This window comes from Xanthobacter cornucopiae, assembly GCF_043195065.2.
GTDB lineage: Bacteria > Pseudomonadota > Alphaproteobacteria > Rhizobiales > Xanthobacteraceae > Xanthobacter.
The window spans coordinates 1,401,309-1,420,204 of record NZ_CM195531.1 but is presented as its reverse complement, the minus strand read 5'-3'; the positions used below and the strand labels follow the sequence as shown (position 1 = coordinate 1,420,204).

Annotated in this window: 13 protein-coding genes and 3 pseudogenes; 9 read left to right on the top strand and 7 right to left on the bottom strand. The window is 67.6% G+C overall.

The genetic code is table 11. From position 1 onward, the window contains the following. The first annotated feature begins 164 nt into the window (after nucleotides 1-164). Both V5F53_RS06380 and V5F53_RS06375 read left to right on the top strand, forming a co-directional pair. On the top strand, nucleotides 165-611 hold the full coding sequence (locus tag V5F53_RS06380) for a hypothetical protein (RefSeq protein WP_393996795.1): 447 nt from the start codon (nucleotides 165-167) through the stop codon (nucleotides 609-611). 354 nt (nucleotides 612-965) lie between these two features. After that, nucleotides 966-2,441: a methyl-accepting chemotaxis protein gene (locus V5F53_RS06375; RefSeq protein WP_393996796.1), complete on the top strand. Its 1,476-nt coding sequence runs from the start codon at nucleotides 966-968 to the stop codon at nucleotides 2,439-2,441. Nucleotides 2,442-2,542: 101 nt separating this feature from the next. Here V5F53_RS06375 and ruvX read toward each other — a convergent pair whose 3' ends face one another. After that, nucleotides 2,543-3,064 (bottom strand): Holliday junction resolvase RuvX, encoded by a 522-nt coding sequence (gene ruvX, locus V5F53_RS06370; protein WP_393996797.1) that lies wholly within the window; start codon nucleotides 3,062-3,064, stop codon nucleotides 2,543-2,545. Nucleotides 3,065-3,263: 199 nt separating this feature from the next. Between ruvX and V5F53_RS06365 the strand changes: the two genes are divergently transcribed. The 5 genes from V5F53_RS06365 to V5F53_RS06345 all read left to right on the top strand — a co-directional run bounded on the left by V5F53_RS06365 (nucleotide 3,264) and on the right by V5F53_RS06345 (nucleotide 8,148). Further along, nucleotides 3,264-3,980 carry a metal-dependent hydrolase gene (locus tag V5F53_RS06365; RefSeq protein ID WP_393996798.1) on the top strand — a complete coding sequence of 239 codons (717 nt, stop codon included), beginning with the start codon at nucleotides 3,264-3,266 and terminating at the stop codon, nucleotides 3,978-3,980. Nucleotides 3,981-4,069: 89 nt separating this feature from the next. Then, the gene (recQ, locus tag V5F53_RS06360) at nucleotides 4,070-5,908 is read left to right on the top strand and encodes a DNA helicase RecQ (protein WP_393996799.1); all 1,839 of its coding nucleotides are present in this window, start codon (nucleotides 4,070-4,072) and stop codon (nucleotides 5,906-5,908) included. Nucleotides 5,909-6,101: 193 nt separating this feature from the next. Further along, the gene (gene gatC, locus V5F53_RS06355; protein WP_393996800.1) at nucleotides 6,102-6,389 is read left to right on the top strand and encodes an Asp-tRNA(Asn)/Glu-tRNA(Gln) amidotransferase subunit GatC; all 288 of its coding nucleotides are present in this window, start codon (nucleotides 6,102-6,104) and stop codon (nucleotides 6,387-6,389) included. Beyond that, nucleotides 6,386-7,870 (top strand): Asp-tRNA(Asn)/Glu-tRNA(Gln) amidotransferase subunit GatA, encoded by a 1,485-nt coding sequence (gene gatA, locus V5F53_RS06350; protein WP_393996801.1) that lies wholly within the window; start codon nucleotides 6,386-6,388, stop codon nucleotides 7,868-7,870. Before gatC ends, gatA begins: the two co-directional genes overlap by 4 nt. Beyond that, nucleotides 7,858-8,148 (top strand): chorismate mutase, encoded by a 291-nt coding sequence (locus V5F53_RS06345; protein WP_393996802.1) that lies wholly within the window; start codon nucleotides 7,858-7,860, stop codon nucleotides 8,146-8,148. Before gatA ends, V5F53_RS06345 begins: the two co-directional genes overlap by 13 nt. A 326-nt stretch (nucleotides 8,149-8,474) precedes the next feature. On the opposite strand, the gene V5F53_RS06340 is transcribed toward V5F53_RS06345, so the two are convergent. The 5 genes and pseudogenes from V5F53_RS06340 to V5F53_RS06320 form a co-directional block, all read right to left on the bottom strand. Further along, the gene (locus tag V5F53_RS06340; RefSeq protein WP_393996803.1) at nucleotides 8,475-9,677 is read right to left on the bottom strand and encodes a cyclic nucleotide-gated ion channel; all 1,203 of its coding nucleotides are present in this window, start codon (nucleotides 9,675-9,677) and stop codon (nucleotides 8,475-8,477) included. A gap of 31 nt (nucleotides 9,678-9,708) precedes the next feature. Further along, complete coding sequence (locus tag V5F53_RS06335) at nucleotides 9,709-11,427, bottom strand: cation:proton antiporter domain-containing protein (RefSeq protein ID WP_393996804.1); 1,719 nt, start codon at nucleotides 11,425-11,427, stop codon at nucleotides 9,709-9,711. A 228-nt stretch (nucleotides 11,428-11,655) separates the two neighbouring features. Then, the gene (gene alaS, locus V5F53_RS06330) at nucleotides 11,656-14,313 is read right to left on the bottom strand and encodes an alanine--tRNA ligase (RefSeq protein WP_393996805.1); all 2,658 of its coding nucleotides are present in this window, start codon (nucleotides 14,311-14,313) and stop codon (nucleotides 11,656-11,658) included. A gap of 226 nt (nucleotides 14,314-14,539) precedes the next feature. Further along, the gene (gene recA, locus V5F53_RS06325; protein WP_393996814.1) at nucleotides 14,540-15,628 is read right to left on the bottom strand and encodes a recombinase RecA; all 1,089 of its coding nucleotides are present in this window, start codon (nucleotides 15,626-15,628) and stop codon (nucleotides 14,540-14,542) included. A gap of 151 nt (nucleotides 15,629-15,779) precedes the next feature. Beyond that, nucleotides 15,780-16,450 (bottom strand): annotated as a pseudogene (locus V5F53_RS06320) (IS5 family transposase). A gap of 170 nt (nucleotides 16,451-16,620) precedes the next feature. Here V5F53_RS06320 and V5F53_RS06315 point away from each other — a divergent pair. Both V5F53_RS06315 and V5F53_RS06310 read left to right on the top strand, forming a co-directional pair. Continuing rightward, nucleotides 16,621-16,767 (top strand): annotated as a pseudogene (locus tag V5F53_RS06315) (transposase); the annotation flags it as partial. Then, entirely contained in the window at nucleotides 16,764-17,048 is a 285-nt protein-coding gene (locus V5F53_RS06310) for a transposase (protein ID WP_393996815.1), read from the top strand. The pseudogene V5F53_RS06315 and the gene V5F53_RS06310, both read left to right, overlap by 4 nt. Nucleotides 17,049-17,392: 344 nt before the next feature. Here the strand turns inward: V5F53_RS06310 and V5F53_RS06305 are convergent. Continuing rightward, nucleotides 17,393-18,539, bottom strand: a pseudogene (locus V5F53_RS06305) (IS3 family transposase). Between the last annotated feature and the right edge of the window lie 357 nt (nucleotides 18,540-18,896).

Here is an 18,896-nt window from a genome sequence, read left to right as displayed (position 1 = left end):
CAAGCCGGGTGCGCGCCTTTGCGCCGGAGCAGCGGGGATTTCCCGCCGCGCGCCGCGCCGGTGGCGGGGGGCTGCGAATGGACGGGTGGCGGGTCGCCGCCAGTATCGTAAACAGGGCCGGCCCGGTGGGCCGCGCCCGAAGTCAGAGGCAACGGAGTTCAGTCATGACGTCCAGGATCGGAGCAAGGGGCCGGGTCGTGGCGTTCGCGCTGCTGGCGGGCACCGTTCTCGGCGCGGCCCCCTCGGCCTTTGCCGTGGACATGTATCCCGCGGGGCCTGTGGCGAAGGCGCCGGTGGCGCGCGTGCCCCAGCCGCTGCCACCGCAGCAGGGCGGGGGCTGGTTCCAGGGTTGCACCAATTGCATGCCTCCGGGCGCCTCGCCCGGCGGGCCCGGCGTCGGGCTCGGCATCGCCAATGCGCCCGTGGCCGTGGGGGCGGTGCCGCCGCCGATCTATTACGGCCAGCCGCCCCGGGTCTATCTGTATCCGGTGCCGGAAGTATACGTGCAGGGGCCGGTCGCCCCGCTCTATCCGCCGCCGGCGGTCAATCCGCGCAGCTGCTGGGTGGCCAACGGGCCGGGCGGCGGCGGCTATTGGGTTTCCCCCTGCTGAGGCGGGGGTGAGCTGGGCGGGACGCCGCCCGCCGCCCGTGGCGGAGTCGCGATCGCCCGCGTGGGGCAGCCGGGGACGCGCCGACGCGGCGCGCGGAGGTAGGGCGCGCGGGCTCGCTCCCAGGCGGGCGTGCGCAGACACGCGCACCTGCACAGCCACGGACAAGCCTCGCCGGCTATGTGCCGGCAAACACTAAAGGTGCCTGGGAAGGGTGAAACGCAGGCGTGGGGATCTCGCGGATTCGCGCCGCGGCCATTTCCCGGCTGCCTGCCGCCCTGTTTCACGCTTGGTCGTGTCGCGTTCGCGCGTGCCGTGCCTGGTGGTGTCGCGCCGGGCCGCTGCCAAGGGGACGTCATGTCTGTGGGCGCGTTGAAATCGGCGGGGCGGGATGCCGCCGCGCAGGGCTTTCCGTTTCTCGATAACCTGCCGGTGGCCGTGCTGCTGTGCGACCCCGCCAGCGGCGTCGTCACCTACGCCAATCGGCAGTCGCTCACGCTGCTGAAGCGCCTCGAGGCGCTGCTGCCGGTGCGGCCGGAGGCGCTGGTCGGCGGGTCCGCGGAGGTTCTGTTCAAAGCGCATCCCGTGCCGCTCCCGTCGTTCCTGGCGGTCGCCTCGAAGCTGCCGGAACGGCTGGTCCTCAAGCTCGGCGACGAGACGCTGGAGGTGAAGGCGAACCCGGTCTACGGCCGCAAGGGCGAATATGCCCATGCCCAGCTCACCTGGGACGTGGTGACGGAGGCCGCGCGCGACGCGCGGCGGGCGGAGGACCTGTTCGGGATGCTGGAAGAGGTCCCGGTCAATGTGATGACCTGCTCGCTTGAGGACTTCCGCATCGATTATGCCAACCGCGCCAGCCGTGAGACCTTCAAGCGCCTGGCGCAATATCTGCCGGTGAAGGCGGACGCGGTGGTCGGCTCCACCATCGACATCTTCCACAAGCACCCGCACGTTCAGCAGCGTCTCCTGGCCAACCCCTCGAACCTGCCCCATTCGGCCTTGATCCATATCGGCCCCGAGGTGCTGGACCTGCGCATGTCGGCGGTGACCGCTGCGGACGGCCGCTATCTGAAGCCCATGGTGACGTGGTCGGTGGCCACCGACCGGGTGAAACTGGCGCGTGAGATCACCGATGTGGGCAGCGCCATGGCCGCCACCGCGGCCGAGATGCAGGGGTCCAGCGCACGGCTGCTGGAGCTGACCGAAGGCAGCGCGCAGACTTCGGTCTCGGTGTCGGCGGCGGCGGTGCAGATGTCGGCATCGTTCGATGAGATCAACCGCCGGATCGCCGAGATGACCGGGCTGTCCGGGGAGGTCACCGACAAGGCGGTTTCGGCCGACCGGATCGTCGCCGGCCTGTCGGAGAGCATGGAGCGCATCGGCAAGGTCACCGCGCTGATCGAGAAGATCGCCGGCCAGACCAATCTGCTGGCGCTGAACGCCACCATCGAGGCGGCCCGGGTGGGGGAATGGGGCCGTGGCTTCGCCGTGGTGGCGCAGGAGGTCAAGGCGCTGGCGGTGCAGACCGCCGCCGCCACCCAGGATATCCGCCGCCTGGTGGGCGCGGTGCAGGACGAGAGCCAGTCGGCGTCCAGCGCAGTGTCGGAAATCACCATCAAGGTGCGGGAATTGAGCGAGGCCTTCACCCTGGTGTCGGCTGGCGTGGAGCAGCAGGCCGCGACCAATCGCTCGGTCAGCCACATGATCTCCGGCGTGTCCGATGCCGCCGCCGAGACCCGCCAGTCGGCGATGGTGGTGCGCCGGGTGGCCGGCGAGGTAAGCGGCTTCGCTACCCGGCTGAATGAAGAGGTTGGAACGCTGCTCAAGAAGTGAGCGGCGCCGCCGTGACCTGTTCCCGCTGCCGCGTGGATGTGCCTTTTCGGGACAGCGAACGGCGATGGCCGGGAACAGGACGGGGACACAGCGGGTCCGAATCAGTCCGGGTCGGCGAATCCCGGTTCGTTCCGCGTGCGCGCGCCGCGGCCGAGGAAGTCGAGCGCGCCCTGCAGGATGAAGGCGGCGGCATGTTGGTCCACCACCTGGGCCCGCTTGGCGCGGCTGACGTCGGCCGAGATCAGTGCCCGCTCCACGGCGGCGGTGGACAGGCGCTCGTCCCAGAAGGCGATGGGCAGCGCGGTGAGCTTCGCGAAATTGCGCGCGAACGCCCGGGTGGACTGGGCGCGCGGACCTTCCGACCCATCCATGTTGAGCGGCAGGCCGAGCACGAAGGCCACCGCGCGGCGCTCGCCCGCGAGGGCGATCAGGCGTTGGGCATCGGCGGTGAACTTGGTGCGCCACACCGTCTCCACCACGGTGGCGAGGCGCCGGTCGGGATCGCAGGTGGCGACGCCGATGGTCTTGGTGCCAAGGTCGAGCCCGATCAGGCTGCCGCGCTCGGGCAGGAGGGCGGCAATGTCGGCCAGGGCGCCGATGGTGGGGGCGGAAGCGTCGCTCATCACTCCTGGCTAGCACGGTCCGGCGGGTCCAGCCATGGCGGCGCGAGGGGGCGAGAGCGGCGTTGCGCCGGGGCGGAGCTTCCCGGATACTCGGGCGCATTCGTGATGGCCGGCGTCCCGCCGGCCGGCTTTTCAAGGCGCGCGCCAGAGGGTGCGCAATGGGCGCAGGCAACGGGCGCAGGTTAAGGGGCGCAATTCCATGAAGATCACCTGGTTCGGCCACGCGGCTTTCCGGCTCGATTTCGCGGGCAAGGGCGTGCTCATCGATCCGTTCTACACGGGCAATCCGAGCTTCAATTTCGGCGTCGAGAACGCCACCCGCGGGGCGACGCACATCCTGCTGACCCACGGTCATTCGGACCATATCGGCGACACCATCTCCATCGTCGAGGACGCGGCCGACGCCGGCACCGAGATTCCGGTGGTGACCAACCCCGAGATCAGCGCCTACCTCGCCGCCAAGGGCGGCGGCGCCAACCATGTGGGCATGAACACCGGCGGCACGGTGGACCTCGGCGGCTTCACCGTGACCATGGTGCGGGCCGACCATTCCTCGGGCGGGCCCGGCAGCCCCTCCGAATACCTGGGCAACCCCAACGGCCTGATCGTGAAGGCGCCGGGCGAGCCGACGGTCTGGCACCTGGGCGACACCGACATCTTCTCCGACCTGGCCCTGCTCGCGGAGATCCACCAGCCGAAGGTGGTGTTCGTGCCCATCGGCGACCGCTACACCATGGGGCCGCAGGTGGCGGCGCTGGCGGTGCGGCGCTTCCTGCCGGGGGTGGAAGTGGTGGTGCCCTGCCACTATGGCACCTTCCCGATCCTGGTGCAGGACGCTTCCGCGTTCGTGGAGGCGCTGGAGGGGCACCCGGTCAAGGTGGTGGTGCCGGCCAGCGGCGAATCGTTCGAGGTCTGAGCCGGCCTCGGGATATCGCGCCCGCTCCCCATGGACTGGGGGACGGGCGCGGGCATTGCGCCGGCCGGCATCGCTCCTATAACTTCCCCATGCCTGTTTCCGAGTCTCTCTCCGCCGTTCCGCCCGCTCCGCTCCAGGTGTTGCGGCAGGTGTTCGGCTACGATGCCTTTCGCGGCCGGCAGAAGGACATCGTGGACCACGTGGTCGCCGGCGGCGACGCCCTGGTGCTGATGCCCACCGGCGGCGGCAAGTCTTTGTGCTATCAGGTGCCAGCCCTGGTGCGGCCGGGCACTGGCATCGTCGTCTCGCCGCTGATCGCCCTGATGCACGACCAGGTGCAGGCCCTGCGCCAGCTGGGGGTGAAGGCGGCGGCGCTGAACTCCGCGCTCGCGCCCGGCGAGGCCCGGCAGGTGGAACGCGATCTGGCGAGCGGCACCCTCGACCTGCTGTATGTGGCGCCCGAACGTTTGCTGAGCGAGTCCTTCCTCACGCTCCTGTCCGGCGCGCATATCGCTTTGTTCGCCATCGACGAGGCCCATTGCGTCTCGCAATGGGGGCACGACTTCCGGCCGGAATATCGCCAGCTCACCGTTCTGCACGAGCGCTTTCCCGGTGTGCCGCGGATCGCGCTCACCGCCACCGCCGACGGGCCGACCCGGCGCGAGATCGTGGAGCGGCTGGCGCTGGAGGAGGGGCGGGAGTTCCTGTCGTCGTTCGACCGGCCGAACATCCGCTACCGCATCGCCGCCAAGGCGAATCCCAAGGCCCAGCTTCACGCCTTCCTCAAGGAGCATGAGGGCGAGGCCGGCGTGATCTATTGCATGAGCCGGGCCAAGGTGGAGGCCACCGCCGAGGCGCTGGCCACCCAGGGGCTGACGGCGCTGCCCTACCATGCCGGCCTCGATGCCGACACCCGCGCCCGCCACCAGGACCGCTTCCTGAAGGAGGAGGGGGTGGTGATGGTGGCCACGGTGGCCTTCGGCATGGGCATCGACAAGCCGGACGTCCGCTTTGTCGTGCATCTCGACCTGCCCAAGAGCATCGAGGCCTATTACCAGGAGACCGGCCGCGCCGGCCGCGACGGCCTGCCCTCGGAGGCGCTGCTTCTGTATGGCGTCGAGGATGTGGCCAAGCTGATCCAGTTCGTGGAATCCTCCGATGCGCCCGATGCGCGCAAGCGGGTGGAGCGGCAGAAGCTCGATGCGCTGCTGGGCCTGTGCGAAAGCGCGACCTGCCGGCGTCAGGTGCTTTTGTCCTATTTCGACGAGGCCCTGGCAGAGCCCTGCGGCAATTGCGATGTCTGCCTGGATCCGCCCAAGACCTTCGACGGCACTCAGGCGGCACAAAAGCTGCTGTCGTGCGTCTATCGCACCGGCGAGCGCTTCGGGGCCGGCCACGTCATCGATGTCCTGCTGGGCCAAAGCAATGAAAAGGTGGTGAAGTTCGGCCACGACACGCTGTCCACCTTCGGCATCGGCAAGGACTTCTCGCGGGACGAATGGCGCGCCATCGTGCGCCAGCTGGTGGCGATGGGCCTGCTGCATGTGGATGTGGAGGGCCACGGCGGCCTCAGCCTGACCGAGAAATGCCGCCCGGTGCTGCGCGGCGCGGAGAAGGTGGAGCTGAAGGCGGAGGTGCGTGCCAAGGCCGCCCGCGCCGCCCGGGGCGGGCCGGCGCAACGACCGCCCCGTGTCGGCCTCTCCGACCCGGACGACGAGGCCCTGTTCCAGAAGCTCAAGGCCTTGCGGCTGGAGCTGGCACGGGCCCAGGGGGTGCCCCCCTATGTGATCTTCCACGACGCCACCTTGACCGAGATCGCCCGCGCGCGGCCACAGTCGCTGGGTGATTTCGGCGCCATTTCCGGCGTCGGCGAAGCCAAGCTCTCCCGCTATGGGGCACAGTTCCTGGATGTGGTGCGGGAGGGCTGATGCGGCCTCTCCCCGGGCCGTCCGGCGCATGGGATCAAGGGCAGACGCGCCGCGGCCTTCCCGCGGGCGGGCCCGATCCCGGGGGCTCCGTCCGATGCGGCCAATGATGCCACGGGAGGAGGAAGGTGCGTAGAGGCGTTGCGCCTTCGCGCGCGCCCTTGCTATAGCGGCCCTCAGCTTTTGGGAGCGTCATATGTCCGTCGATCAGGCGACCGTCCGCCGGGTGGCCCATCTCGCGCGCATCGCGGTGCGCGACGAGGAACTCGGCCACCTCCAGAATGAACTGAACGCCATCCTCGAATTCGTGGAGCAACTGGCGGATCTCGATGTCTCCGGCGTGGAGCCCCTGACCGGCGTGGTGCCCGTGGAACTGCCCATGCGCGACGACGTGGTCAGCGACGGCCATTGTCCCGAAAAGGTGCTCGCCAACGCTCCCGATGCCGAAGGCGGCTTCTTCACCGTGCCGAAGGTGGTGGAATGACCAATCTGACCCAACTCACCCTCACCGAGGCCCGCGAGGGGCTCGCCCAGGGCGAATTCACCTCGGTCGAGCTCACCACGGCCTATCTGCAGGCCATGGAGGAGGCGCGCCACCTCAATGCCTATGTGCTGGAGACGCCGGAGATCGCCCTGAAGATGGCGGCCGCGAGCGACGCCCGCATCGCCTCCGGCGATGCCGGACCGCTGGAAGGCATCCCGCTCGGCATCAAGGACATGTTCTGCACCGAGGGCGTGCGGACCACCGCCTGTTCCAAGATCCTCGAGAATTTCATTCCCCAGTACGAATCCACCGTCACCTCCCACCTCTGGCGCGATGGCGCGGTGATGCTGGGCAAGCTCAACAACGACGAGTTCGCCATGGGCTCGTCCAATGAGACCTCGGCCTACGGCCCGGTGGTGTCGCCCTGGCGCCGCGAGGGCGACGCGGCGCCGCTGGTGCCCGGCGGCTCGTCGGGCGGCTCGGCGGCGGCGGTGGCGGGCTTCCTGTGCGCCGGCGCCACCGGCACCGATACCGGCGGCTCCATCCGTCAGCCGGCTGCCTTCACCGGCACCGTCGGCATCAAGCCCACCTATGGGCGCTGCTCGCGCTGGGGCATCGTCGCCTTCGCCTCCTCGCTGGATCAGGCCGGGCCGTTCGCCCGCTCGGTGAACGACGCGGCGCTGCTGCTGCGCTCCATGGCGGGCTACGACGCCAAGGATTCCACCAGCATCGACCGCCCGGTGCCGGATTATCAGGAGTCGGTCGGCGCCTCGATCCGCGGCAAGCGGATCGGCATTCCACGCGAATACCGCATGGATGGCATGTCGGACGAGATCGATGCCCTCTGGCAGGAAGGCGCCAAGTGGCTGGAAGAGGCCGGCGCCGAGATCGTCGACATCTCCCTGCCGCACACAAAGTATGCGCTGCCGGCCTATTACATCGTGGCACCGGCGGAGGCGTCCTCCAATCTCGCCCGCTATGACGGGGTGCGCTATGGCGTGCGCGTGCCGGGCAAGGACATCGTGGAGATGTACGAGAACACCCGTGCCGCCGGTTTCGGCGCGGAGGTGCGCCGGCGCATCATGATTGGCACCTATGTGCTGTCGGCCGGCTATTATGACGCCTATTACCTGCGGGCGCAGAAGGTGCGCACCCTCATCAAGCGCGATTTCGACATCGCCTTCGCCGCCGGCGTCGATGCGGTGCTGACCCCGGCCACCCCGTCCCCCGCCTTCGGCATCGGCGAGAAGCTGAAGGCCGACCCGGTCGAGATGTACCTCAACGACGTGTTCACCGTGACCGTGAACATGGCCGGCCTGCCCGGCATCTCGGTGCCGGCGGGCCTGTCCGCCGACGGCCTGCCGCTGGGCCTCCAGCTCATCGGCCGCCCGTTCGAGGAGCAGACCCTGTTCGCCCTCGGCGAGGTCATCGAGGAAGCCGCCGGCCGCTTTCCGGTGGAGGACCTGTGGTGGCGGGGCTGAACGAGGCTCCCGCCGCCCTCAACGCGGCGCGGGCGCGCATCGATGACATCGATGCGCGCCTCATCGCCCTGATCGCCGAGCGCTTCGGCGTGGTGGACGGGGTGGTGCGCATCAAGCGCGAGGCCGGCATCCCGGCCTTGCTCCAGGACCGGGTGGACGAGGTTCTGGCCCATGTGGAAGCCCTCGGCCAGGCCCGGGGCATCCCCGGCGGCGTGGCGACGGCGGTGTGGCGGGTTCTGATCGCCGAGACCATCGCCTACGAGGACCGGCAGCTTTAGCCCTGCGCGCCGCGCGGATGCGCGCGGCGTTTTGTGCACTGCAGCATGATGCCGAAGTCGCCTATCCTTTCTCTCTGCGAGCGATGCTGTGAGGGGAGGGGTGAATGCAGACGGTTGTCACCATCATGCTGATCGGTGCCGTCATGATGGTCACGATCGCGGCCCTCGACCGGCCACGGGGCTGACGTCGTCGGTGGCCATAAGCGGGGGGCGTCGTTCAGGCTGCCCTGCGGTGCCGTCGCGCGGTGTCCCGTTCGCATCTGCTCACGGCCAATTGGGCTGGGTTGTTGGTGTGGCGCACGTTCTGCCCGCCAACCGGCAACACCTCATTCGACCATCCTCTCAGGCGTGCGCTTGCGCGGGCGCGGCGGTTGCGGCCTTGACCGGCGCGGCCCCCCGGTCGGCCGGCGCGACATGTCCGTCAGGCGGCGGCTGATGTCCGGATAGCGCAATGCCAGCATGTGCAGTTCGTCTTCCTCGATGGCGATGAGCTTGCTCTTGGCCAGGGCGCGAACGGGGCGGGGGGTGTCGTCCAGGCCCGGTGTCAGGCCGAACACGTCCCCCGCGCCGAGCCGGACGCTTCCGTCGGCGCTTGTTGTCTCAAGCTCGCCTTCCAGCACCACGAACAGGTGCCGGGCCCGCTCGCCCGGGCGAACGACATGGTGGCCCCGGTCGAAGCTGCGGGAATTGAACAGGGGCAGCAAATCGCCGAGCACCCGCGCATCGAGATCGGAGAAGGGCGGCAGGCGGGACACCATGGAGAAGGTGACCACGAAGTTATGCTTTGAGATGACTTCCGAAAAAGAGCTGGCGATGATGGCGATGGGCAGCGCCAGCATCACCAGGCCACCCACCATGGTGACGGCGCCGATCATCCGGCCCACGGTGGTGACCGGCACCGCATCGCCGTAACCCACCGTCGTCAGCGTGGTGATGGCCCACCACATGGCCTCTGGAATGGAGCCGAACTTGTCGGGCTGGACCGTGCGCTCCACGAGATACATGGCGGTGGCCGCGATCAGGACGCCGGTGCCGAGGAGGACAAGGCACGCCAGCAGCGCGTAGCGCTCGCGCTTGACGGAGAGATAGAGGGCGTTGAAGCCGGACGAATACCGCGCGAGCTTGAGGAAGCGCAGCAGCCGCAGCACCAGGATCGCGTGGATCTCAAGCGGCGCGACCTGAGCGAGGATGGCCGGCGCCACCGCGAGCAGATCGATCACGGCCGCCGGTGTCGCCACATAGCTCAGGCGCGCCCGCCACGCCGGCATGCGCCGCCGCAGCGGATGTTCCGGCGCCACCCAGATGCGGATCGCGTATTCCAGCGAAAACACCGCCAGCGCCAGGATCTCGCACGCGGAGAACCAGGCCTGGTCCCGCAGGGCCAGAGCCGGAACCGTGGCCAGGACGGCGCCGCCCACGCTCACCAGCACGATGGCGATGAGCAGGTGGTGCACCAGGTCGGCGGCAAAGTCGCCGGGAAGATCCCGTTCGAGAATGTCGAACGTGCGTCGGCGAATCGTCGATGTCATGAACGGACCCTCACCGGGGCGGCCGGCGGGGTCAACGGCATCCGAACCGTTCCGTCTCGCGGGCCCGGGCCTCCGCGGTGCGTGTGGACACTGCCTCGGGCGGAAGCCCGAGGGCGCCGAGAAGCTGGGCGACAAGCTGCAGGCTGCCCTCCACCGTCTCGGGAATGACGCCGGAAACGCCGTGTCCGGCGAGGCGGCGGGCGTGTTCGGCGTCCTTGGCACGGGCGAGCACGGGAATCGTCCCCCAGCGGCGGTGCACCGCTTCCGCCATCCGCTCCGCGGCCACCGGCGAATCGAGCGTCAGCACAAACGCGATGGCGTGATCGGCGCCCAGGCGCTCGAGGATCTCCTCTCGTCCCGCGTCGCCAAAATAGACCGGGCGACCTGTCGCCCGTTCCAACGCCACGCATCGTGGATTGTTGTCCACGGCGACGAAGGGCACGTTCTCCTGCTCCAAGGCTTCCGCCACCATGCGGCCAACGCGGCCGAAGCCACCGATGATGACGTGTCCCTTGGGCGGGTCCATGTCTGGCATGGCAAGATGCCCGTGCGCCTCCACCTCCAGGCGATGACCGAGACGCTGCCCGATGGCCGACAGCAGCGGCGTTGCGGCCAGGCCGAGCCCCACCACCGCCACCACCGCGCCGGCGTCGGTGCTGGACAAGATGCCCTTGGCCACCATCAGCCCGAGCACCACGAGTGCGAATTCTCCGGTCTGGGCCAGCAGGATGGAAGCCTCGGTCGCCTCCGCGCGGGCCACCCGCATCACGCGCACCGCAGCGTAGTTGAACCCGGTCTTGATGACGAGGAGCCCCACCGTGCCCGCCAGGATCAGCGGGAGCAACGGCAGCACGGCGCGGAAATTCACGCTCATGCCGACGGTGACGAAGAAGACGCCGATCAGCAGGCCCTTGAACGGTTCGAGGTCGACTTCGATCTGGTGCCGATAGGCGGTCTCCGACAGCAGCATGCCGGCCAGGAAGGCGCCAAGGGCGCCGGACAGGCCGGCGGCGCGGGTGAATGCCGCCGTGCCCACCACCACCACCAGAGTGATCGCCATGATCAGCTCGCGCGACCGGGTGCTGCCGGCCATGCCGACCAGCGGCGCCATGACGTAGCGCCCGGCCACCAGGATGATCGCGACCGCGCCCACCGCCTTCGCCAGCGCGCTTGCCGCCAGCAGCAGCACGCTGCCGCCGCCGGCCACGAGCTCGGTGGCCAGCAGGATCGGCACCACCATGAGATCCTGAAACAGCAGCACGGCGATGACCAGCTGTCCCAGGGGCGCGAGCGAGCGATGTTCTTCGACTAGGATCTGCGTGACCACTGCGGTGGAGGAGAGCGCGAGGGCGAAACCGAGCACGAGCGCGATGGCGGGCTCGGTAAAGCCCGACAGGCCGACCGCAGAAGCGAGGGCGCCGCCGCAGAACAGCACCTGCAGGCCGCCGATGCCGAAAACTTCTCGTCGCAAGGCCCAAAGGCGGCTGGCGGAAAATTCAAGCCCAAGCAGGAAGAGAAGGAAGATGACCCCGAGCTCGCCAAAGGGGGCCACCCGTTCCGCATTGGAAATTGTGACGAAACGCAGCCACGGCAGGTCTGACGCCCAGCTGCCCAGGCCATGGGGGCCCAGCAAAGCCCCGACGACGATGAAGCCCACCACCGCGCCGATGCGCGCACGGTGAAAGAGCGGTACTAAAATACCGGCTGCCAGGAGATAGACGAACCCGTCCTTGAGGAAGGCGTCTGCCACCGCCAATGCTCCCAAAGCCTTCCAGGGCGTGTCCGCACCGGCTGCGTGCCGGTTTCATCAACACGCCCTCACCACCACAGGCCGCTTGGCCCGCGCACCCCGGCGCCTGTTCGGCGCCGCCCCGAGCGGGCCCGCGCCATTCCGTCCCGGCCGATCACCGCGACAGGTGATCGAGACCTTGAGCGGCGCGTCTCGGGCCCCGCACAGACCCGCGCCCGCCTGCTGCGTTCAGCCGGCCAGCGCAGCCTCGATCGCCGCCAAGGCTGCCTCGGCCTTGGCGCCGTCTGGTCCGCCGGCCTGAGCCATGTCCGGACGTCCACCGCCACCCTTGCCGCCCAGCGCCTCGGCGCCTCGGCGGACCAGCGCCACGGCGTCGAAGCGCGACACGAGATCGGAGGTGACGCCCACCACCAACGAGGCCTTGCCATCGGCCGCGTGGTTGGCCACGGCCACCACGCCGGACCCGATCTTGGTCTTGCCTTCGTCGGCGATCGCCTTGAGGTCTTTGGGGTCGGCTCCGGAAATCGCGATGGGCAGGTAGCGCGTGCCGTTGATCTCTATGACGCGGGGACCCTGTTCCGCATCGCCGCCGCCGGCCATGGCCAGCCGCTTGCGCGCTTCGGCGATTTCGCGTTCCAACTTGCGTCGCTCGTCCACCAGCACGGCGAGGCGGGCTTCCACCTCGGCCACTGGAGCCTTCAGGGTCGCCGCCGCGTTCTGCAACGCCACACTCGCGGCATTGAGGTGGTGCCGCGCCGCGTCCGCCGTCAGCGCCTCGATGCGTCTCACGCCGGAGCCCACGGCGCTCTCCGACACCACGGAGACGATGCCGATATCGCCGGTGCGACGCACATGGGTGCCGCCGCACAGCTCGGTGGAGTAGGGCGCGCCGTTGCCGTCGTCGGTCCCCATGGTGACCACGCGGACCTCATCGCCATACTTCTCGCCGAACAGCGCCCGGGCCCCGGAGCCGATGGCGTCGTCCACCGCCATGATCCGGGTCTCCACCGGCTCGTTGCGCAGCACGAAACGGTTGGCGATATCCTCCACCCGGGCGACCTCGTCCGGTGTGAGTGGCTTGGGATGGGAGAAGTCGAATCGCAGGCGATCAGGCGCCACCAGCGAGCCCTTCTGCGCCACATGATCGCCCAACACCCGCCGCAGCGCCTCGTGGAGCAGATGGGTGGCCGAATGATTGGCCCGCAACGCGGACCGGCGGCCCCCGTCCACCTCCAGGACCAAGGCGGTTCCCACCTTGAGCACGCCGTCGCTGATTTCGACCTCATGCACGAACAGGTCGCCGAGCTTCTTCTGCGTGTTCAACACACGGGCCGCGATCCCCCCTTCGCCGCTCCAGGCGCCGGTATCGCCGACCTGCCCGCCTGATTCCGCGTAAAAGGGGGTCTGGTTCACGATCGCAAAGCCACGATCTCCGGCCGCCAGGCTGTCAACCTCGACACCGTCCTTGAGCAAGGCCAGCACCACGCCTTCGGCCCGCTCGGTTTCATAGCCGAGAAACTCGGTCGCCCCGATCCGGTCGCGCAACTGGAACCAGAGCGCATCCGTCGCCGCCTCGCCCGAACCGGCCCAATTGGCGCGCGCCTCGGCCTTCTGCCGCGCCATGGCGGCATCAAAGGCGTCGAGATCCACCGCGATGTCCCGCGCGCGCAACGCGTCCTGGGTCAGGTCAAGGGGGAAGCCGTAGGTATCGTATAGCTTGAAGGCCACTTCTCCCGGGAAGCTGGCGCCGCTGGTCAGACCAGCGCTCTCCTCCTCCAGGATGGAGAGCCCGCGCTCCAGGGTTCGCCGGAAGCGGGTCTCCTCCAGCAGCAGGGTTTCGCTCGCCAGGGATTCGGCGCGCACGATTTCCGGATAGGCCCGGCCCATCTCGCGCACCAGCACCGGCACCAGCCGATGCATCAAGGGGTCCTTCGCGCCCAGGAGCTGGGCGTGACGCATGGCCCGCCGCATGATGCGGCGCAGGACGTAGCCGCGCCCTTCGTTCGAGGGCAGGACGCCGTCGGCCGTCAGGAACACCGCCGCGCGCAGATGGTCGGCGATCACCCGATGGCTCGCCTTTTGCGGCCCGGCGGCATCGATGTTGGTGAGTTCCGCGACCTCGGCAATGAGGGCGCGCATGAGGTCGGTCTCGTAATTGTCGTGGGTCCCCTGCAGTACCGCCGAGATGCGCTCGAGACCCATGCCGGTATCGATGGACGGCCGCGGCAACCCGACCCGCTCCCCGCCGGGAAGCTGCTCGTACTGCATGAACACCAGGTTCCAGATCTCGATGAAACGGTCGCCATCGGCATCGGCGGAACCAGGCGGACCGCCCGGGATGTGGGGGCCATGGTCAAAGAAGATCTCGGAACAGGGACCGCAGGGACCGGTATCGCCCATCGACCAGAAATTGTCCGAGGTGGGAATGCGGATGATCTTCTCGTCGGACAGGCCGGCGATTTTCTTCCAGAGGCCGTGCGCCTCCTCATCCTCGCTGTAGACGGTGACGAGGAGGCGCTCCCGCGGCAGGTCGAAGGAGCCGGTGATCAGGTTCCAGGCCAGCTCGATCGCACGTTCCTTGAAATAGTCGCCGAACGAGAAGTTGCCGAGCATTTCGAAGAAGGTGTGATGCCGCGCCGTATAGCCGACATTGTCGAGATCGTTGTGCTTGCCGCCGGCACGCACGCACTTCTGCGCGGTCGCGGCCCGCGCGTACGGACGCTTCTCCATTCCGGTGAAGACGTTCTTGAACTGGACCATCCCCGCGTTGGTGAACATGAGGGTCGGGTCGTTCTGCGGCACCAACGGAGAGGAGGGGACCGCCTCGTGCCCGTGCTTGACGAAGTAGTCGAGGAAGGTCGACCGGATCTCGTTGACGCCGCTCATGTGCCGGCTACTGCCCCTAAGAGCCGGATGCGGAAGCGCAAGCGGCGATGACCACCTCGGACAGGGCGCCCTCGCTCCCATCCGGCTCCGAGACCGCCACCCCTGGAAACCAGGGCGGGCGCGACCCGGAACCGGTTTCGTTTACCGGCGGGGCTCGCGCTTGTCCAGAAACCCATGCCCCATGCGTGACCACGATCTTCGCATGGGGCAAAGCCGCGAATGTCTCTCAGCCGTCGCTCGGCTCCTGTCCTTCGGCGTCTTCCTCGGGCGCGCCTGCGAGAATCTGGTCGGCGATGAGCCCGGCATTCTGCCGGATCGCGGCTTCGATGCGGCCGGCGACCTCGGTGTTCTGTCGCAGGAAGGTTTTCGCGTTCTCGCGGCCCTGGCCCAGGCGCTGGCTGTCGTAAGAGAACCACGCGCCGGATTTGTCCACCACGCCGGCGCGCACGCCGAGATCGAGCAGCTCTCCCATCTTGGAGACGCCCTCGCCGTACATGATGTCGAATTCAACCTGCTTGAAGGGCGGGGCCAGCTTGTTCTTGACCACCTTCACGCGGGTCTGGTTGCCGACCACTTCGTCGCGTTCCTTGATGGCGCCGATGCGGCGGATGTCAAGGCGAACCGACGCGTAGAACTTCAGCGCGTTGCCGCCGGTGGTGGTCTCCGGCGAGCCGTACATCACACCGATCTTCATGCGGATCTGATTGATGAAGATGACCATGGTGTTGGACTTGGAGATCGAGGCGGTCAGCTTGCGCAGCGCCTGACTCATCAGGCGCGCCTGCATGCCCGGCTGGTTATCGCCCATCTCGCCTTCAAGCTCGGCGCGCGGGGTGAGCGCCGCCACCGAATCCACCACCAGCACATCGATGGCGCCGGAACGCACCAGGGTATCGGCAATCTCAAGGGCTTGCTCGCCGGCATCCGGCTGGGAGATCAGAAGGTCGTCAAGGTTGACGCCGAGCTTGCGAGCATAGATGGGGTCAAGGGCATGCTCGGCGTCAATGAAGGCACAGGTGCCGCCCCGCTTCTGGGCTTCGGCGATCACGTGAAGGGCAAGGGTGGTCTTGCCGGAGGATTCCGGCCCGAAGATCTCCACGATGCGCCCCTTGGGGAGGCCGCCTATGCCAAGCGCGATGTCGAGGCCCAGGGATCCGGAGGGAACACTCTCCACCTCCAGCGCCTTTCCGCCTTTGCCCAGGCGCATGATCGAGCCCTTGCCAAAATGGCGCTCGATCTGTGAAAGCGCGGCATCAAGAGCCTTGGTCTTATCCATGGAAGAACCTTCGACGAGTCGGAGTGTCGCCTGAGTCATCGCCGCGCTCCAATGCTGGCGCAAGGGGAAATGAGGCCTGGCTCTTCGTACATGGTTTGTTCGATGTTCGCAATATGTTCCATTGATACGTCTGCATGCGCCGGATGGCGGGTGTGCGATCGCTATTTGTCGATCTAGAGTTGAGGCTTGATCAGAGCCAGAAGGCTACGGCCGTGGCGAGCGCTGCGGCGGATAGGAAGTTGGCAGCGAGTTTGTCGTATCGGATGGTGCGCCTGCGATTCCGGCCGCCCGGTATGACGGGTATCGCGCCCGCCTTACGCGCCGGTCGGCGTAGCCGGTCGGCGTCATAGCCTTTGTCGCCGAGCAGGTATCGCATCGGTCCGGCCCGTTCGAGAAGCGCGGGGGCAGCCTTCATGTCGCTGACGTTGCCGGGGGGCAGTATCAGCGCATAGGGACGGCCGATGACGTTGGTGAGCGCGTGGATCTTGGTTGTCCAGCCGCCACGCGAGCGGCCGATCGCCTGCGCCGCACGCCCCCCCCCTTTGCTCCGAACGCGGCGCGCTGCGCCTTGATGTAAGTGCTGTCGATGGCGGTGCTCTTCGTGACTGCGCCGGCCTCCACCAGCGCGTCGAGCAGCTTGAGCCAGCCCCCCCGGCGCGACCAGCGATTGAACCGATTGTAGATCGTGGTCGAAGGCCCGTAGTCGGCGGGGCAATCACATCAGCGACAGCCGATCTTGAGGACGTGCAGGATGCCGGAGATCACGCGCCGGTCATCGACGCGCAGCGCGCCAGGCTGGTTCTTCGGCAGATGCGGTTCGATCGCCGCCCACACAGCATCCGACAACCAGAACAACGCCATACGCCGTCTCCCGTGATCCACACATAAGAGCGCGTTTGAGAAGGATTACCAAGGGGGCTTTTGCGTGATTGATAGGGCGTCGGATCGACGAGGCGAGCCGATCCCCCATGCCCCGCAAGAAGCCGCCCGCCCGGTGCCGCCACGACACGGACCTGACCGACACACAGTGAGTGGGATCTGATCCGCCGCTGATCCCCGAGGCGCGAGCCGGCGGGCGGCCCAGGAAGGCGGCCTCGCGGGCATTGGTGAACGCCATCCTCTATTTCCTGCGGGTGGGCATGGCGTGGCGGCTTTTGCCCCATGACCTGCCGCCGTGGCAGACGGTGTATTCCTATCTGCGCCGCTGGCAGCGCGAAGGCGTCTGGGAGCGGGTCCACCACACCCTCGTCATGGCCGACCGCGAGCGCAGCGGCAGGGCCGCGTCGCCGTCGGCGGCGATCCTCGACAGCCAGTCAGTGCGCATCGCCGATCAAAAGAGGGTGCCAAGGGTTACGACGCGGCCAAGAAAATCACCGGGCGCAAGCGGCACATCCTGACCGACACTGACGGACGCCTGCTCTGCGTGCGCGTCCATGCCGCCGACATTCCAGGACCGTGACGCGGCAAGCTGCCGCTGAAGGCCTCCCGACGGCGTTATCGGTTCGTCGCTCGCGTCTTCGCCGATGGCGGCTATGCCGGGCGGCTCGTGGGGGGGGGCAGCCGACAAGACCCACATCCCCCTCGACATCATCCGCCGCGGCGCCAGGGCCAAGGGCTTCCAGGTCCTGCCGCGCAGATGGGGGGATTGAGTGCACCTTCGCCTGGGTCTTCAAGAACCGCCGCCTCGTCCGCGACTATAAGCAGATCACTACCGTCGCCGAAACCCTCATCACCATCGCCGCTTCAGCCACGCTCCTGCGAAGATGGGCCTGATGAGCTGCTGCCGATTTTGTGGACAGGGAGTTAAGCTAGCATAGCGCGGGCTTCGAACTCCATGGGGCTGAGGTACCCCAGTTTCGAATGCCGCCGACGCGGGTTGTAGAAGCGCTCGATGTAATCGAAGACATCGGCACGGGCTTCGTCGCGGGTGCGATAGAGCTTGCGGGCTGTGCGTTCGGTCTTCAGCGTTGAGAAGAAGCTCTCCATTGCCGAGTTGTCCCAGACATTCCCGGCACGGCTCATCGAGCAAGTGATCTCATTGTCAGCCAGAAGCCGCTGGAACTGCTCGCTTGTGTATTGCGATCCCTGGTCCGAGTGATGAAGCAGAGCGTCGGCCTTGCCACGTCGCAGACCGCCATCATCAGCGCATCCATGACCAGGGAGGCATCCCGCTCGGCCTTCATGGACCAGCCAACGACACGCCGGGAAAACAGGTCGAGGACGGCAGCGACGTAAAGCCAGCCGTCCGCGGTCCAGATATAGGTGAAGTCAGCCAACCACTTCAGGTTTGGCCGGTCGGCCTGGAAGTCGCGGTCGAGAATGTTATCGGCGATGACCGCGCGTTCGCCGTCATCCTTCGGCTTGCCACGGCGCCTGGGCCGCGCCCTCATGGCATTGACCCGCATCAGCCGTTCGATCCGGTGCAGCCCGCAGGCCAGCCCCTCTTCCAGAACATCGCGCCAGACACGGCGCGCGCCGTAGGTCCGGTCGCTGGCCCTGAAGCTTGTTTCGATCGCCATGACGAGCTTCGCGTCATGGATCTCGCGGGCTCTGGTCGGGCGATTGAACCAGGCATGGAAGCCTGAGCGCGAGACCTCCAGGACCTTGCAGAGCCAGCTGACCGGCCAGATGTGGCGGTGTTTGGCGATGAAGACGAACCTCATATCGCCTCGCGCGCGAAAAAAGCCGCGGCCTTCTTGAGGATGTCACCCTCCGCACGCAGCCGCGCGACCTCTTTCTTCAAGGCTGCAATCTCGGCCAGGTCGGCCCGCATCTGCCCGTTCCCAGGAAACGCTGTCGCCGGGGTCGCGGTCAGCTCCCGCATCCAGCGGCGCAGCACGCTCTCCGCCACATCAAGGTCACGGGCCGCCTGCGCTACCGAGACACCCCGATCCGTCACCAGCCTGACGGCCTCGACTTTGAACTCGCGGCTGAATTTCCGCCTCGTCATATCCTCTCTCCAGGTCCTTGGTCACGATCTTATCTTCGTGTCCACGAAACCGGCAGCAGCTCAGCGTGGAATCGCACCCTGTATCGTCTACGAGTTCGATTTTGATAGGGCTGGAAACAAGACCTACCAGCCGTCCTTCGTCATAGACTGAACTGCCGGCAGCGGAGATCGGGCGAGGCTCTAGCACTGCGCACCAACGGCAGGAAGGCCCAAGGGCAGCATCCGCTTTGACGGCAAGCGGCAGTCAAGAGTTGTGCATGCGTTAGGTATTCACCCGCAACTTGCAGCGCAATCGGCGGTTAATTTCTACGCTGGCTGCACACGCATCGAAAGTCCTCGCCGAAAGGGGCGCCGTCC

Excerpts from the sequence above, each read along its gene's own strand:
- gatA (WP_393996801.1), top strand. The coding sequence starts at position 6,386 with ATGACCAATCTGACCCAACTCACCCTCACCGAGGCCCGCGAGGGGCTC.
- alaS (WP_393996805.1), bottom strand. The coding sequence starts at position 14,313 with ATGAGCGGCGTCAACGAGATCCGGTCGACCTTCCTCGACTACTTCGTC.
- ruvX (WP_393996797.1), bottom strand. The coding sequence starts at position 3,064 with ATGAGCGACGCTTCCGCCCCCACCATCGGCGCCCTGGCCGACATTGCC.
- recA (WP_393996814.1), bottom strand. The coding sequence starts at position 15,628 with ATGACTCAGGCGACACTCCGACTCGTCGAAGGTTCTTCCATGGATAAG.
- V5F53_RS06340 (WP_393996803.1), bottom strand. The coding sequence starts at position 9,677 with ATGACATCGACGATTCGCCGACGCACGTTCGACATTCTCGAACGGGAT.
- gatC (WP_393996800.1), top strand. The coding sequence starts at position 6,102 with ATGTCCGTCGATCAGGCGACCGTCCGCCGGGTGGCCCATCTCGCGCGC.
- V5F53_RS06365 (WP_393996798.1), top strand. The coding sequence starts at position 3,264 with ATGAAGATCACCTGGTTCGGCCACGCGGCTTTCCGGCTCGATTTCGCG.
- V5F53_RS06380 (WP_393996795.1), top strand. The coding sequence starts at position 165 with ATGACGTCCAGGATCGGAGCAAGGGGCCGGGTCGTGGCGTTCGCGCTG.
- V5F53_RS06375 (WP_393996796.1), top strand. The coding sequence starts at position 966 with ATGTCTGTGGGCGCGTTGAAATCGGCGGGGCGGGATGCCGCCGCGCAG.
- recQ (WP_393996799.1), top strand. The coding sequence starts at position 4,070 with ATGCCTGTTTCCGAGTCTCTCTCCGCCGTTCCGCCCGCTCCGCTCCAG.